This window comes from Marinobacter sp. LV10MA510-1, assembly GCF_002563885.1.
Lineage (GTDB): Bacteria > Pseudomonadota > Gammaproteobacteria > Pseudomonadales > Oleiphilaceae > Marinobacter.
The window spans coordinates 2808739-2824309 of record NZ_PDJA01000001.1; the positions used below are offsets into that span (position 1 = coordinate 2808739).

The 15571-nt window shown below is 58.7% G+C and carries 10 protein-coding genes; 3 read left to right on the plus strand and 7 right to left on the minus strand.

Annotated elements, in window-relative coordinates; translation table 11 throughout:
- Position 1 precedes the first annotated feature (1 nt).
- The 3 genes from ATI45_RS13455 (at position 2) to ATI45_RS13465 (ending at position 2206) form a co-directional block, all read left to right on the plus strand.
- On the plus strand, positions 2-400 hold the full coding sequence (locus ATI45_RS13455; RefSeq protein ID WP_098419949.1) for a YkvA family protein: 399 nt from the start codon (positions 2-4) through the stop codon (positions 398-400).
- Between the two features lie 72 nt (positions 401-472).
- Entirely contained in the window at positions 473-1258 is a 786-nt protein-coding gene (locus tag ATI45_RS13460) for a MotA/TolQ/ExbB proton channel family protein (RefSeq protein WP_098419950.1), read from the plus strand.
- 3 nt (positions 1259-1261) lie between these two features.
- Positions 1262-2206 carry a MotB family protein gene (locus ATI45_RS13465; protein WP_098419952.1) on the plus strand — a complete coding sequence of 315 codons (945 nt, stop codon included), beginning with the start codon at positions 1262-1264 and terminating at the stop codon, positions 2204-2206.
- 10 nt (positions 2207-2216) lie between these two features.
- Here ATI45_RS13465 and ATI45_RS13470 read toward each other — a convergent pair whose 3' ends face one another.
- The 7 genes from ATI45_RS13470 to ATI45_RS13500 all read right to left on the minus strand — a co-directional run bounded on the left by ATI45_RS13470 (position 2217) and on the right by ATI45_RS13500 (position 15422).
- Positions 2217-3341 (minus strand): lipocalin-like domain-containing protein, encoded by a 1125-nt coding sequence (locus ATI45_RS13470; RefSeq protein WP_098419953.1) that lies wholly within the window; start codon positions 3339-3341, stop codon positions 2217-2219.
- On the minus strand, positions 3338-5818 hold the full coding sequence (locus tag ATI45_RS13475) for an ABC transporter permease (RefSeq protein WP_098419955.1): 2481 nt from the start codon (positions 5816-5818) through the stop codon (positions 3338-3340). Before ATI45_RS13475 ends, ATI45_RS13470 begins: the two co-directional genes overlap by 4 nt.
- Before the next feature lie 5 nt (positions 5819-5823).
- Entirely contained in the window at positions 5824-6501 is a 678-nt protein-coding gene (locus ATI45_RS13480) for an ABC transporter ATP-binding protein (RefSeq protein WP_098419956.1), read from the minus strand.
- Positions 6498-9581 (minus strand): efflux RND transporter permease subunit, encoded by a 3084-nt coding sequence (locus tag ATI45_RS13485; protein ID WP_416376676.1) that lies wholly within the window; start codon positions 9579-9581, stop codon positions 6498-6500. Before ATI45_RS13485 ends, ATI45_RS13480 begins: the two co-directional genes overlap by 4 nt.
- 110 nt (positions 9582-9691) lie before the next feature.
- Positions 9692-10936: an efflux RND transporter periplasmic adaptor subunit gene (locus ATI45_RS13490; RefSeq protein ID WP_098419960.1), complete on the minus strand. Its 1245-nt coding sequence runs from the start codon at positions 10934-10936 to the stop codon at positions 9692-9694.
- 17 nt (positions 10937-10953) lie between these two features.
- Positions 10954-14334: an efflux RND transporter permease subunit gene (locus ATI45_RS13495; protein WP_218926141.1), complete on the minus strand. Its 3381-nt coding sequence runs from the start codon at positions 14332-14334 to the stop codon at positions 10954-10956.
- A complete protein-coding gene (locus tag ATI45_RS13500; RefSeq protein ID WP_098419961.1) occupies positions 14331-15422 on the minus strand; it encodes an efflux RND transporter periplasmic adaptor subunit in 1092 nt (363 codons plus the stop codon). The genes ATI45_RS13495 and ATI45_RS13500 overlap by 4 nt, the downstream gene beginning before the upstream one ends.
- Positions 15423-15571: the final 149 nt, after the last annotated feature.

Here is a 15571-nt window from a genome sequence, read left to right on the forward strand (position 1 = left end):
TATGGCATTTATCAGTGAACGCACCGCCCGCAGGCAGCTGGAATCGGAGTCTGACAAGGTCAAACAAGCCGATATTCAACGCCTGTTAGAAAAGCAGCAAGCGGTAGAGGAAAAGGTCAAAAACAGTGGCAAGCTCGATCGGTTCACAACTGACATAAAACTAATGTTTTCATTGGTGCGAGACTACTATAATGGTCGTTATCGCAGCATACCGTGGAAAAGCATCGCCGCCATTGTTGGCGCATTGATTTACGTATTAAACCCGCTGGACCTGATTCCAGACTTTATTCTGTACATCGGCTTCGTAGACGATGTAGGTGTGGTTGCCTTGTGCCTGAAACTGGTGGAGTCAGACCTGCACCGTTATGCAGCATGGAAAGAACTGCAAGACACGAACTGAAAAGGCCCGCGCAAAAACGGTTGGTAATACTGACTCTTTCGATAACAACAACTTGAGCATTCTGGAGTTACTGTGGATTTTGCCACTCTGATTGGCCTGGTTGGCGCGATGATGTTGATCGCCTCGGCGGTTATTTTAGGCGTGTCACCGGACGTGTTTCTTAACGTCCCGGCGCTGCTGATTGTTATTGGCGGCAGCCTATTGGTGGTTTTGGCCAAATTCAGTTTTCAGCAGTTTCTGGGCGCATTTAAAGCAGCGATCCGCGCTTTCAAGTTCAAACTTCCGGAAACCCGCGCAGCCATCGACGAGCTGGTAGATATTGCGAATGTAGCGCGGCGCCAAGGCGTGCTGGGCCTGGAAGGGCGCGAGGTAAGTTCGCCATTTCTTAGTAACGGCATTCAGATGTTGGTCGACGGCCAAGACGGTGCCACCATCAAACAACTGCTCAGTAAAGAGCAACTGATGACCCTGGAGCACAACCGCTCCGGCGCCAAGGTATTCAGCGCCTTCGCAGACGTTGGTCCCGCCATGGGCATGATTGGCACGCTGATTGGCCTGGTGCAAATGCTATCTAATATGGAAGACCCGAAATCCATTGGCCCTGCCATGGCGGTTGCGCTTCTAACCACGTTGTACGGTGCCATGATGGCGACCATGATTGCCTCACCTATTGCGGACAAACTGTCATTGCGAATGGCCCAGGAAGCCCGCATGCAGTCGCTCTATATAGATGCACTGGGCGCGATTCAGGAAGGCATTAACCCGCGAATTATCGAGCAGATGCTGTCCAGTTATCTGTCGCCCAAAGAGCGCAACAAGGTATCTGAAGAAGCCACCGCGGCCACGGCAGACAGTTAACCGATGGAAGACTTCCCGGAAGAAGAGAAGCCTCGCATCCCGGCGTGGGTTGTGACATTTGCCGACCTGATGTCGCTGTTGATGTGCTTTTTTGTGCTGTTACTGTCGTTTTCTGAAATCGACGCGCAGAAATTCAAACAGATTGCCGGCGAACTGTCCGCGGCCTTCGGTGTTCAGCGCGATGTGCCGGCGGTGGAAGTTCCTATGGGCACCAGCATAATATTCGACAATTTCTCGTCGGCTCCGCCAGAACCCACCGTAATCAATGAAATAAAGCAGACCACCACCGATCAGAAACCGGAACTGGATACCCTGCGGGGCGCCGCTGACGGTGCGGCCACAGCAGCTGAAGCTGCCGAAGCCGCCAAAGCCGCCGAGCAGGAAAAAATGCAGGAGCAGCTAGAACAACTGCGCAAAGTGCTGGAACCCGCGCTCAGCGACGGTCGCATTAACGTGACCCAGGAACAACACCGTATTGTGATTCGAGTGGAAGAAAAAGGCTCGTTTCCGTCAGGAACGGCCAAACTCACCTGGGAATTCGAAAGCCTGCTGCTGGAAATGGCCGAAGTACTGGCCAGTATTCCCGGCAAATTGACGATAGAAGGCCACACCGACAATGTGCCCATCAGCACCGACCGGTTTTACAGCAACTGGGACCTGTCTGCCGCCCGCGCCGCCTCTGTAGCCAACGCGTTGCTGGCCAGCGGAACCGTCGAGCCCGACCGACTGGCGGTAAAAGGCCTGGCGGATACCGCGGCACGGGTGGATAACGATTCGGCCGAGAACAGAGCGAAAAACCGGCGGGTTGAGATCATTATTGACCTGTCTGACCCCCTGGAAGAACAGGAAATTCAGCTGCGTGACATCATCGACGGCCAGCTACCGGGCCAGGATACGGTGATCGACATGCAATCCGGGCCGGTTCCGGTAGAAAGCATCACCTGGTAACCACCGCCCATCAAGGTGAACCGCGGTACCCGGTCAGTTCCATATAGCCCTCACCACTGTGGCTGCCAGACACGCTCACCGGGCTTTCCCAATAGGGAAAGAGCCCGTTATTGATATAGCTGCCGGCAGGCGCCGCCAGATTAATATCCACCTGATATTGCGATATCTGCAGGCGCCATAGATTGGGCGTAGCACCACTGAAACCCAGCGGTGTCAAACTGAGCGCCTCAGGCGGCAGGGCCACCGGCTCGCCGGACTCTGGAATCCAGGTGCCTGACAGAAACCCACCTTCCTGTTGCCGTAACTGAAACGCCATTACCTTATCGCCGGAATCCAGGTGCAGAGCAAACCAGTCCCAGCCCTGCTGCCCGGCTTTCAGAAACTGGCTGCTCCACTCCCGATCAAACCAGCCCCTGCCCGTCACTTTTTGGGTTTCGCCCTTGCGGGTCAGCTCACCGCTGATGGCGATGTCGACCAGGCTGAAATACATTGAGCCCTCGCCGCTTGCGGACTTTGCGCTGAAGCCCTGATCGCCGTGGGCCACCGGCTCGCCCTGAACTCGCAACAACAGATCGTAACCCCACTCGGGCGTATTTACCTGCAGGCGCAAGGCGCCGTCAGGCTGTTGGGTCAGCTGCCAGTCATCAAGCCAGATATCCAGTGGGCTGGCCACAGCCCCGGCCTGGCCAATGTCGCCGCGGGCGAATTTTTCGGCAAACCTGTGTTCACCTTCAAGGCTGACCGCCGCATGAGCCATCCAGGCTGCCTGCAACGGCCACAATTCTGCTGCCGGCGGCTCTTCTGACGCAGGGCGCGGCTCAATAGCCTGGCGAAACTGGGTCCACTGCACGCCCACCGGCTCGCCGTCTGCGGTTTTCAGATTGGCCGTCAGATACCACCACTCAATGCGGTGTTGCGGGTGCGGGCCCCAGTCATCGGGAAAGCGCAATTGATCCCCCGGCCCGGGCTGCAAGAAGGCTTCATTCTGACCGCTATCGACGGCCTGCGCCAAGCCAGCAAAACCGCCAGAGTCTGGTTCTTGCGAACACCCGGCCGCCAGCACAGTGGCGAATAGCAAAAGAACACTCGCGACTTTTTGATACAAGCCTGTAGGCCGTTTTTGAGTTTTTATCATCGTTCATCACCCCCCAGGCTGGCGGCGGAAACCGGTTTTGGGCCGCTACCGACAAGCTGGCTGCGCATCAGCAGCGTAATGCTAAGCCCGATCAACACACTCACAATCCCCAGCTGAAGCCAGAACCCGGGGTAGATCGCCATGGGTAAAGACCAGCCAAAGGCCAATGGATTAATTCGGTGCACCAGAATCCAGGTCAACCAGACACCCAGGGGCAATGCCAACAGGGTGATCGACAGGGTCAGGGTCAGCGCCAGCCGGGCCAGCTGCGCCAAAACCTGTCGCCTGGTCAGCCCCCACACCTGGAGCAAGCGAAAATACCAGGCCCGGGTGCTGAAAAACACCCAGCCCATAATCAGCAAAGCCACCGCCGCCAGCACCAGAGTGACAAAGGTCATGGCGCGGGTCAGCAAAAAAGTCTGATCAAACACCGCATCGGCCAACTCGCGAATTCGCTTGTTATCACGCACCCGCACGCTGTCTACCTGCCACAGCCGTTGAAGGCCATCGGTTATGACCTCAATGCCACTATCACCCGGGCTGATAGAAAGACTCTCGAACGCCGGCACGTATCCGGCAGGCAGCAAATCGAGATTGATCAGCACTTCCCCGGCCGGGCGGCCGTAATCCGCATAAATCGCCAGCACCGGCAGCTCAAGCCGGGTGTCCGCCAAGGTCAGCACCAGGCTATCCCCTACTGCCAGTGGGTACCGCCGCGCCAGCTGTTCGTTCACCATAACGCCTGCACCTGCAGCAAAACCCTGCCAGGGCTGGTCACCGGCGGCCTGCAGGCTCCACATGGTCAGCAGCGGGCTAACGGGCCCTATCGCGAACAAGTCAACCGACTGCGCTTTTCTGCTCTTTTCCGGGTCAGCCGCTGCCGGCAATTGTGCTGTCCCACGCATTACCCGATGCCAGTCGCCGCTTTGCGCCAGGTTCGGCTGCGCAGCCAGCCATTGCGCGGCCTCGTTAGCACTAACGCCCGCGGGCACTTCAATAAAATAATCGGCGGCCAGGCGCTGACCCAGCCACTCGTCAAAGGTGGCTTCAAACACCGTTACCAGTGCTTGCACCGCCAGCACCATGGCCAGCGCAAACTGCAACGCAACCAACGGCAAGGCCAGCTTGCGGGCCATAACCCCAAGCTCGGTGTGGCGCCAGCGTGCTAATGGCTCCGGCGTTTTCCGGGCAAGAGTTGCAGACAGCGCGGCAATGGTAAATGGCGCGGCAATACCGGTAGCGGCAAACACCAGCGCCACCGCCACAAACACCAAAGACAGCGACTCAGCCAGCAGCGCCATTACCAGGCCTGTCACGGCCAAAGGCAGCGCCAACCAGGGCCAGGGCCTCTGTCTAAATCCAAATCCAGTCCCAGTCAAAAGCTTCGTCGGTAACGCAAACGGCAACAAAGCCGCACTGCGCAGCAGCAGCGGCCGCACGTTCTGCGCCAGGCACACCGCCAGCACGATGGCCATCATGGTCACTATCGGCGTCAGCCAGTTTTCTGCCTGGCCGGCGTACAGCGGCGTATCAAACAGGCTGTCCAAAGCCTGACCAAAACCACCGCCCACGGTGCCCGCTAGCAAGCGCCCCAGCCACACACCCGGCACCACACTCAGCAGCGCCAGCAGTAGAATTTCGACCAGTAATACCCGGTTGATGGCTGAAGGCATAACGCCAAACCGCTGCAGCAGGGCAAAGCTGTCGCGGCGTTGGGCCATGCCCAATTGGTACACGCTGCGCAGCAGCAAGGCGGTAATCAACAGCACCAGAAATCCCAAGGCATCCAGATTCAGCAAAAAGCTGTCGCCCAACTCGCCGGTGTCCGGGCCTAGTGAGAAACCCGTCATCCGATAATCTGCGGGCAAAGCGGATGCCGGCTCGGGCGACACGATTAACAGACTCAGGCTTACGTTGCGCGGGGCAACATTCTGCGCCAGCGCCGCGGCTTCGCTGATGTCGATAAAAGGTTCGCCGTTTAACGTCGGGGTCCAGACTGGCTCAGGTTTTTTTGATGGCTCAGAGCTTTCCATCGGCTCAGAGCTGTCTACTGGCTCAAGGCTGTCTACTGGCTCAAGGCTGTTTTCCGGCTCAGGGCTGTCGGTTTGCGCAAAGCAACCAGCGGCCAGCGGGTCTATACCCACCAGCCGACCGGCCTGCCCCGGGCGCTCTACTTCCAGCCAGGGCATTACGCACAGGCCGGCGCGGCGCAGAGTTACAAAATCAGCTACCGCCAGCGCCTGGCCATCAACGCGCTCTACCTGACTGCGCGCGGCCACCGCCTGCTCGCTCTGGCCCAGACTGGCTCGCGCCTGGGTCGTCAGGTGGTTCACGCCGGTCCACAGCATGGTGGCCAGCATAATCATCAACGCCAATGCCAGCAGTTGCAGCGGGTGGCGGCGATAATGACTGAACAGGGCAGAGAAAAGGTTTGAAAACTGAGACGCTGGAATCAGGGACTTTGGAATCAGAGACATGGAAGCTAAGCCCCCATTTGAGCGAGGTCCAGACGCTGACCACAGCGTGCGGCCAATGCCGAATCGTGGGTGGCCAGTATCAACCCACAACCACTGGCGGCTTGCTGGTGAAACAGCTCATCGACCACCTCAAGTGCTGTGCGGGCGTCCAGGCTACCGGTAGGCTCGTCTGCCAGTATCAGTGACGGGCGCATGGCAAACACCATGGCCAAAGCCGCGCGCTGGCGCTGACCGCCAGATACCTGGTCCGGGTAACGCTGCGCCAACTCGCCAATGCCCAGGCGCTTTAACCAGTCGCCGCAATGCTGGTCGCTTTGCCCTGCAAACCTGGCCCGCAGGCGTACGTTGTCCAGCAACGACAGCGCCGGCATCAGGTTAGCTTCCTGAAACACCACGCCAATACGTTGGCGCCGCAACAGAGCCCAGCGTTGCTGATTTGACCCATTTGCGCTTGAATCCGCCGCAAAGTGCTCGCCGGCAATGCTCACCGAGCCGGCATCTGGCTGCTCCAACCCACACAGAATGTTCAGTAACGTACTTTTACCAGAACCGGAGCGGCCCATCAGCGCCAGGGATGCGCCCGGCGCCAGAGTCAGCTCAAGCCCGGACAGCACATTCACCGTTTGTCCGGCGCTGACAAAGTGCTTACCCAGGCCGCGTACAGTCAGTAATGGCTCAGTCATGCTGACTCCCTGGCCCACCAGGCCCTCAGTTGCTCAAGGTAAGACAGCAACGCCGGAATCACCAACAGCACCAGCAACGTGGACAAACCCAGACCAAAGGCGATAGAGGTCGCCATAGGAATCAGAAACTGCGCCTGCAACGAAGTTTCAAACAGCAGCGGCAGCAGCCCGCCAATGGTGGTCAGCGATGTCAGCAGCACGGCGCGTATGCGCTGGACTGCGGCTTCGTTCAGGGCGGCGTCAACGCTCAGCCCCGCTTTCCGCTGCTGGTTGTAAAACGACACCAGTATGATGGCGTTATTCACCACAATGCCAGACAGACCGAACAAGCCAAACAGTGACAAAATCGTTAATTGCATGCCCATCAGCCAGTGACCAAGAATGGCGCCCACCAAGGCAAAGGGAATGATCGCCATCACGATCAAGGGCATAGTCCAAGAAGCGAATACCCAGGCCAGAATGACGTACATCAGCACTACGCCGATAATCAGGCCGGTTTTCATATCGTCAATGGTTTCACGCTGGTCGGCAGAGCGGCCTTCAAAGCTGTAGCGCACGTTAAACCGGCTGCTGATCGCCGGCAGGGCTTCGGCCTCCAAGCTTTCGATGATGTCGCTGGTGGTGCTGACCTCTGTGTTCAGCGACGCCGACACCTCCACCGCCAGCTGGCCATCAGCGTGGCGCAGGGCCTCAAAGCCCTGGCGATGATCCAGCAACACCACCTGGGACAGGGGCACAAAGCGGCCGTCTGGCACCCGGATGGTTACCTGGGACAAAGTAGCCAGGCGCTCGCGCTGGTGGCGTGGCAGCTGAACCCGCACTTCCATTTCATCACGACCATCCTGATAAATCTGCGCTACCCGGCCATCAAACGCGGCCCGCAGCTGGCGCCCTAAATCGGTGGTGGTCAGGCCCAGGGCTTCACCCCAGGGGCTAACCTGATAAATCAATTGCTCGCGGCCCCAAGGCATGTCGTCTTCCACGTCCAGAACCCCTGGCAACACCGCAACGGCCTGTGCAAGCTCCTCTGCGGCACGCTTCAGGCGGGTGGCATCCGGGCCGGTCAGGCGCACATTAATATCACGGCCCGGCGGGCCGGCTTCACGTTCGGTAATGCTCAGGTTCTCCAACCCCGCCGGCAGCGACAGGCTCGCCCGCAACTCGCTGATAAATTCCGGATTGCGCACGCTGCGCTGGTCTGACGGCACCAGCTCGATCATCATCGAGCCCAGCTCTTCACCGTTCCGAGAACTGCCCCCAGCGCCCAGGGTACCGCCACGGGTAACCACCGAGTGCAATATCAGGTTGCCGCCCAATGCCTGTTCGGTAGCGTTAATGCTCTGCGCCATGTCGACCATAAACTGATCAACCCGGCGGCTGTCGGTGCCGGCCACAAAACTGGCGTTGGCATAGAGCACCGACGGCTCCGGGGTGGGAAAGAAGTTGAAACCAATGCGACCGCCGCTCAGCAGGCCAACGGTCATGATCGCAACCGACAATGCCACGGCCAGAGTCAGCCCTCGGTGGCTCAGACTGAAGCGCGAAAAACGGCGGAAACGTCCTTCGCGGAACTGCTCGAAGCGGCGTTCAAAGCCGGCACGAAAACGCCCGACACCGGCCCCGGACGCCCGCAGCCATTTAAAGGCCGCGTTGCGGCTGACAGGCTTCACTTTAGGGATAACAAAAGCGTGGCGCAGGTGAGCAGGCAGCACCACAAAACACTCCAGCAACGAGGCAATCAGCACACAAATCATCACCAGCGGAATATCGCCCAGAATATTGCCAATCACTCCGCCCACAATCAGCAGTGGCATAAAAGCTGCCACCGTGGTCAGTGATGACGCCAGCACCGGCCACACCATGCGCTTTGCTGCGCCTTCGGCGGCGGCCATAGACGGCTGCCCCATCCGGGCATGGGCGTCGGCGTCTTCGCCCACCACAATGGCATCGTCCACGATCACCCCCAGCGCCATGATCAGCGCAAACAGCGAGATCATATTGATACTTCCGCCCACCAACCATAATATCGCCAAAGCTGCCAAAAATGCGGTCGGAATACCAACCGCGACCCACAAGGCCACGCGCCCGGGCAAAAATAAATACAGCAACAACACGACCAGCACCAAACCCGTCAGGCCGTTGGATGTCAGCAGCGAAATGCGGTCATCCAGCAGTTGCCAGGTTTCGTCGTACACCTCTAGCTGCAAGTTGGGCGGCAAAGTGGCGCGGGTGTCTGTTAACCATTGTTGCAACGCGTCGGCGGCCTCCAGCGAATCGCCATTTTCAGACCGCTGCAATTGCAGTTCCACTGCTGGAAAATCATTGCGGGTCAGGGTGAGCGGGCTGTCGCGGGATTCCTGGCGAATCGTCGCAATGTCCCCCAGCCGCAATTGAATACGGTCACCGCTGAGCAGCGGAATCTGGCCAAACTCTTCCGGGCTGCGGGCCTGTTCCACCGCGCGCAATTCGCGGGTGGCGTCCTGCTGGCCCAACAAACCGGCGGGTAAATCGCGGGACACTGCGGCCACGCGCTCGGCGATCTGTTCCAACGACAGACCCAGTGTTTCCAGCCGTTCCACCGGCACATCAATGCTGATTTGTTGTTCCGGCAGGCCGCGAATCGATACTTTATCGATACCGCGCTGTAGCAATTCGTCTTCAAAGCGGTAGGTCATGTAGCGCAATTCGTCGGCGTCTACGTCGCCATACAATAGCAGCCGGGCCACCGGCTCATAGCGTTCAATCCGGCTCACCCGGGGCTCTTCGGCCTCGGCCGGCAGATTATTGAATTCGTCTACCCGCTGGCGGGTATCGTCTAACGCCTGAATCGGGTCAGTGCCCTCCTGAAACTCCAGGGTGATGGACGACACGCTCTGGGCCGACGTAGACGTCATCTTTTTTAGCCCCTGAACGCTGCGCAGGCGCTGCTCCAGAGGATTGGTGATGCCTTGTTCGATGTCCTCGGCGGAGGCGCCACTCCAAACCACTCTTACGCTGACCACATCCAGCGCAAAGGTAGGAAAGAACTGTACGTTCATTCGGGTCAGTGCCAGCGCACCGCCCAGCAACATCACCAGCATCACCAGATTGGCCGCCAGCCGATGATGCACAAAAAAACCGGTCACGCCACGGCGCGGGGATGGCGTGCCGGAGCCGTTGCTTCCAGGCTGTTCCGTTACGGGCCGCTCGCTCACTGGCTCTGTGCTCCGGCGATGTCCACTTTCAGCCCGCTCATGGCGTTTGGTAAATGGGTGGTAATGATGCGCATGCCCGCTTGCAGTTCGGCGCTGCGCACCAGCAGATTGCGTGCATCATCACCCTGGGCGTCGTTGCCACGGGCCTCGCCCACACGCTCAACCCGCAAGCGCTGCAGGCGTGAATCATCATCCACCGCGTACAGGGTATCGGCGCCGTAAAGTGCGCTATAAGGCACACTTACCACCTGCTCCTGCTGCGGGCGCTGCAGGGTAACCGGCAGCAAACTGCCCGGGCGCAAGCCGTCCACCACACCCTCAACCACCAGTATCGCTTCGGTGCCGGCGGCGCTGCCGATACCGGCAAAGCGCACCAGAACAAATTCGTAGCGACTGTCTGCGGTCTTCGCCCTGAGCCGCTCACCGCGGTTCAGGGCTTGCTGCAGCTCCCCAACAAACACATCGGGCACTCTTGCCCGCAGCTCAAGCCCCTGGCGCGGATACAAACTCAGTAACGCCTGATTTTTGCTAACGCGGTCGCCAGCGGCCACCTGCACATCGGTGATCACACCGTCAAACGGCGCAATAACCTGCGCCCTGCCGGCATCCCGCTCGATACTCTGAAGGTTGGCGTTGGCGTTGGCCAGCCGTGCCTGCAGGCTGGCCAGGCGCGCAGGGTGCTCGGTCAGTGCGCGCTGGCGGGTGCTGACGGTGAGCTCGGCGCGGGCATAGGCGTCGGTAACGCCGTCTAAGGCTTCGCGGGAGGTAAGGTTGCGTTTAAGCAGAGACTCGTTGCGTTCCAGCTGGCGCTGCGCGCTGGCCAGAATGGACTGCTCACTTTTCAATGCACGCTGATCGTTACTGTGGCGCAGCCGTTCGGCGTCAATCTGCGCCTGCAAATCCGCCACTTCGGCTTGCGCCTGGGCCAGGGCTGGCGCCACATCGGCGTCATCCAGGGCCACCAGTAAAGTGCCGGCGGCAACCGCTTGGCCTTCAGACACCGGGCGTTGGGCGATCTGGCCTGCCAACGCCGCCGTTACGGTCAGCTGTTGCGGAGCCACAACCTGGCCATACAACGGCAACAGCGGCGTAGCGTTAATCAATTCAGCACTTTGCACAGCCACTAACCAGGCGCGCTCCTGGGCTTCAGCCTGAGCGGGCTGTGGGCGGGTCATTCGCAATACCATAAACACAGCAACGGCCAGCAGCAAAACAAGCCAGGGCAAAAGTCGTTTTATCATCGGGTAAAATTTCCTGTTTAAATCCACCGCCGCCGCGCCATGACATAGTACGACAAAGGCACCACAATTACGGTCAGAAGGGTAGACACAGCCAGGCCAAACACCAGTGATATAGCCAGGCCATTAAAGATCGGATCATTCAATATAAAGTAGGCGCCAACCATCGCCGACACGGCGGTCAGCGCAATCGGCTTGATCCGCACCGCACCGGCCTTTACGACGGCGTCTTCCAGACTCATCCCTTCGTCTAGCAGCTGGCGAATAAACACTACCAGTAATATAGAGTTACGTACGATAATGCCGGCCAGCGCGATCATGCCAATCATGCTGGTGGCGGTGAATTCCCGCCCCAAAAGAGCGTGGCCCGGCATAATGCCCATCAAGGTCAGAGGTATGGGCGCCATGATCACCAGCGGCAGCAAATACGAACGGAACTGGGCTACCAAAAGCACAAAAATCATGAAAATACCCACGCTGTAGGCCATGCCCATATCGCGGAAGGTCTCGTAGGTAATCTGCCACTCGCCGTCCCATTTCAGGGCACCGGCTTCGGGTAAGTCCGGCTGGCGAATAAAAAACTGCTCCGGCGCGTCTGCTTGTTGCTCCAGCTGGTCAACCATGGCAAACATACCGTAGAGCGGCGAATCGATAGCGCCTGCCATGTCCGCGGTCACGTAGGTAACCGGCAACAGATTCTTGTGATAAATCGCACCCTGCCAGTCTGCCTCACGGATGTCCGCAATGCTGGCCAGCGGCACCAGCCCGCCGTCGCGGCTGCGCAGATTCAGTGACAGCAAAGCCGAGGGGCGAGCTTTATCGGCGTCTGACAAAATCACCCGGATAGGCACTGGATATTTAGCGTGGTCGTCGTGCAGATAACTCACACCACTGCCGCCCAGGGCCGTTTGCAGCGTCGTCACCACTTGGTGCTGCGACACACCCAGGCGCGCAGCGCGGTCACGATCGATCACCAGTTCCCACTGGCGAATAGGCGCTTCAAGGGTGGTGTCTATGTCTACAAGGCCAGTCACATCCTGCATTCCGGCGGCCACAGAGCGCGCCAATGCCGCCCGCAGCTGCGGATCTACCGCGTAAATCTCGGCCACCAGCGGCGACAGCACCGGCGGGCCCGGCGGTACTTCCACAATTTTCACACTGGCGCCATAACGCTCGCCAATGGTGGTCAGCGGCTGCCGCAGGGACTGGGCAATCATGTGGGATGGCTGATCACGCCGGTCGCTACCGCTAAAGTTGACCTGAATATCGCCATGATACGGCTCAGAACGCAGATAATACTGACGAATCAGACCGTTAAAGTTGATCGGTGCTGCCGTGCCGGCGTAGGTCTGCCAGTTGTCGACGTCTTTTACCGTTTCCAGATAATGGCCCATTTCCATCAACACTCGCGCAGTCACTTCAACAGGCGTGTCTTCGGGCATATCCACCACTACCTGCAGCTCGGATTTGTCGTCAAACGGCAGCATTTTCAGAATAACCGCCTGAAAAACCGGCAGTGCAGTCGCACCCAGAGTCAGCAGAATAACCACAGACGCCAGCAGGCCGCGACGCAAGCGGTGATCCCCTAAAAACGGCCCCAGCACGTGGCTAAACAAGCTCAAAATACGGGGATTCACGCCTTCGGCCGAGCTTTCAGAAGAGCTTTCAGAAGAGCTTTCAGAAGCGCTGCCAGATTCGTTTTCCGGCTCCGCCGGCTCGCCTTTTCTATGGCGCAGCAGGCGCAGGGCCAGCCAGGGCGCCACTATAAAGGCCACAATTTGCGACAACACCATACCGGCCGACGCGTTAATAGGGATCGGGCTCATGTAGGGCCCCATCAAACCGCTGACAAACGCCATGGGCAGCAAGGCAGCCATAATGGTCAGGCTGGCCATGATGGTGGGTGTACCCACTTCGTCCACCGCCAGCGGGATAATTTCTTTGATTGGACGGCGCGAGTTCTGGATGCGGCGGTTGATGTTTTCGGTAATCACGATACCGTCGTCCACCAGAATTCCGATGGAGAAAATCAGCGCAAACAACGATACCCGGTTGAGAGTAAAACCCCAGACCCAGGAAAACACCAGGGTTAACAGCAGGGTAATCAATACCGCGATACCCACAATCAACGCCTGGCGCCAGCCCATGGCAACCAGTACCAGCAGCACCACACACAGGGTGGCGGATATCAGATCGGAAATCAGTTTGCGGGCTTTTTGCGAGGCGGTTTCGCCATAATCCCGCGTCACCAATACCTGCACATCCGCCGGTAGGGCGCGGTTGCGCAACAATTCGATACGTTGCTGAATGGCGCGAGTGATGTCCACTGCGTTTTCACCAGGCTTTTTGGCGATGGCAAGGGTAACCGCCGGGAAGACTTGCCCGGGCTGGCCTATAAACGTCGAGTCGGTGCTTTTCTCAAGATCATTCTGAAGATCATTCTGGCCAGTGCTCTGATGAGCCGGGCCAAAGCCCGTCATCACGCTTTGGTCAGCAACCGTATTACCACGGCTGACGCTGGCGACATCCTCCAGATAAACTGCCGCGCCCTGATCCATACCCACAACCAGGCGGCGCACTTCATCTACCTGGGTTAGCAGCGTACCGGCCTGAATAGGGATCGATAAATTGTTACGGGTAATTCGGACTTCCTGAGAACTGCTGTTCGCCGCCAGCAGGGCCTGTTGCAGATCGTAAACGGTCAGGCCAAAACCGGCCAGCAGGGCCGGATCAAAACGGATATCCACCCGGTCGGGTATGCCGCCCACGGTGTAGACATCGCGGGTGCCGGGCACCCGCTTCAGGGCCACTTCCAACATGTGCGCAAGGCGAGTGAGTTCTTCGCCGCTGTGACCGTGTTGTGGGTCGTACAGGGTGAGCGTCATTATTGGCACGTCGTCAATGCCTTTGGGTTTGACCAAGGGCTGGCTGGCACCCAGGTTGGCGGGTAGCCAGTCCTGATTGGAATACACCTGATTGTAAAGCCGTACCAGCGCCTCCTGGCGCGGTATGCCCACTTTGAACTGCACGGTAATCACCGCCTGGCCCTGGCGCGATACCGAATACACATGCTCAACGCCGACAATTTCACTCATTACCTGTTCGGCCGGTGTGGCAATGGCACTTTCCACTTCGCGGGCGCTGGCACCAGGAAATGACACCATGATATCGGCCATGGTGACATCAATTTGCGGTTCTTCTTCTTTGGGTGTAACCACCACCGCCAGAACACCCAGAATGACGGACAACAGCATAATCAGCGGGGTCAGGTGATTGTCCTGAAACAACCGCGCAATGGCGCCAGAAGGGCCAACCCTTGCGGCTGCCGAGGATGACGGGGCGAGCGGTAAAGGCTGGGAAGAAGAGCCCGAAGGCAGCTCCGGTGGTAATGGTTGGCTCACAGCGCTTGCTCCTGCGCTGTTGGCGATGACAGACGGAAGCTGCCCAGCAATTCTGCTGCGTTAACCACGATTTGTTCACCGGCGCTAACGCCCGCTAGTATTTCGATCTGGCCGTCCACTATTTTACCCGTGCGAACCTGGCGCAGCCGCGGAGTGCCATTGCCATCCAGCACGTACACGGCGCGCAGCTCGCTGCGTTGCACCAAGCTGCTGGCAGGCACCAAAAGTGTTTGCGAATGGCTGACCGGCACCTCCACTTTTACCAGCATTCCCGGGAACATCGAACCATTGGGCTCGGTAAGTGCCATGCGCAGGCGAAAGGTATGGGTTTTTGCATTGGCGTAGGGGTAGAAGGTCATTTCGCCGGTTTTCAGTACCCGGCCGTCCGCCAGAGTAACGGTGGCCTGGCGCTCGGCGCGGGCGCTTGCCGCATAGCGTTGGGGCAAGTCCACCACCACCCGCAGCTGCTCCAGCGACAGGCCGCTTAAAAGGGCCTGACCGGGACTGACCGACTCACCAACTTCCACGTGGCGCTCGGTCAGAATGCCACCGTAAGGCGCTTCAACGCGGGTGTAACTCAGTTGTTCGCGGGCTTCGACCATTCCCGCATCGGCACGCTCGGCGCGGGCCTGGGCGCCGGCAAGGTTATTGCGGGCCTGATCAAACTCCTGGCCCGATACCAAACCTCGTTTATGCACGCTTTCAATACGGGCGAACCGCTGTTTCGCATCCGACAATGCGGCCCGGGCTTCGTTAACGGCAGCTTGCGCCTGGCTCACCCGAGCCCGCTGTTCGCTGTCTTCCAGCTGCACAATCAGATCGCCAGAGCGAACGGAATCGTCCACATCGAACGGCAGTTGCAGTACCTTGCCGCTGGTCTGGGCTGACACAGTGCTTTGCTGCACGGCTTCAATTACGCCGTCCAGCAGTACGGTATCGGCCAAAGCGCGGCTTTCTACCATTACTGTGGTCAGCTCGCCAGACAACAACTGCGCTTGCGCGCTTAATGTAAAACCCCACAAGAGCACGCCCACAACAGCGCCCACATATGCCCGCAACGGGCGGCTGATCAGCTGATTGTTCACCACCGGATACTCCTTGTTTCGCAGCTTGTTCAACCGCGAACGCCAAACTGTAAAAGTTATTAGTTAATAACCGGAGGTTATCAGAATACGACTCGTGAGGACACCGCAACCCGGCACAACTATGGCTATGGCTATGGCTATGGCTATGGCTA

Coding starts and splice junctions, on each gene's coding strand:
- ATI45_RS13465 (WP_098419952.1), top strand. CDS start 1,262: ATGGAAGACTTCCCGGAAGAAGAGAAGCCTCGCATCCCGGCGTGGGTT.
- ATI45_RS13485 (WP_416376676.1), bottom strand. CDS start 9,581: ATGCTGGTGATGTTGCTGGGCGGTGCGCTGGCACTGACCCGAATGAAC.
- ATI45_RS13480 (WP_098419956.1), bottom strand. CDS start 6,501: ATGACTGAGCCATTACTGACTGTACGCGGCCTGGGTAAGCACTTTGTC.
- ATI45_RS13475 (WP_098419955.1), bottom strand. CDS start 5,818: ATGTCTCTGATTCCAAAGTCCCTGATTCCAGCGTCTCAGTTTTCAAAC.
- ATI45_RS13490 (WP_098419960.1), bottom strand. CDS start 10,936: ATGATAAAACGACTTTTGCCCTGGCTTGTTTTGCTGCTGGCCGTTGCT.
- ATI45_RS13455 (WP_098419949.1), top strand. CDS start 2: ATGGCATTTATCAGTGAACGCACCGCCCGCAGGCAGCTGGAATCGGAG.
- ATI45_RS13470 (WP_098419953.1), bottom strand. CDS start 3,341: ATGATAAAAACTCAAAAACGGCCTACAGGCTTGTATCAAAAAGTCGCG.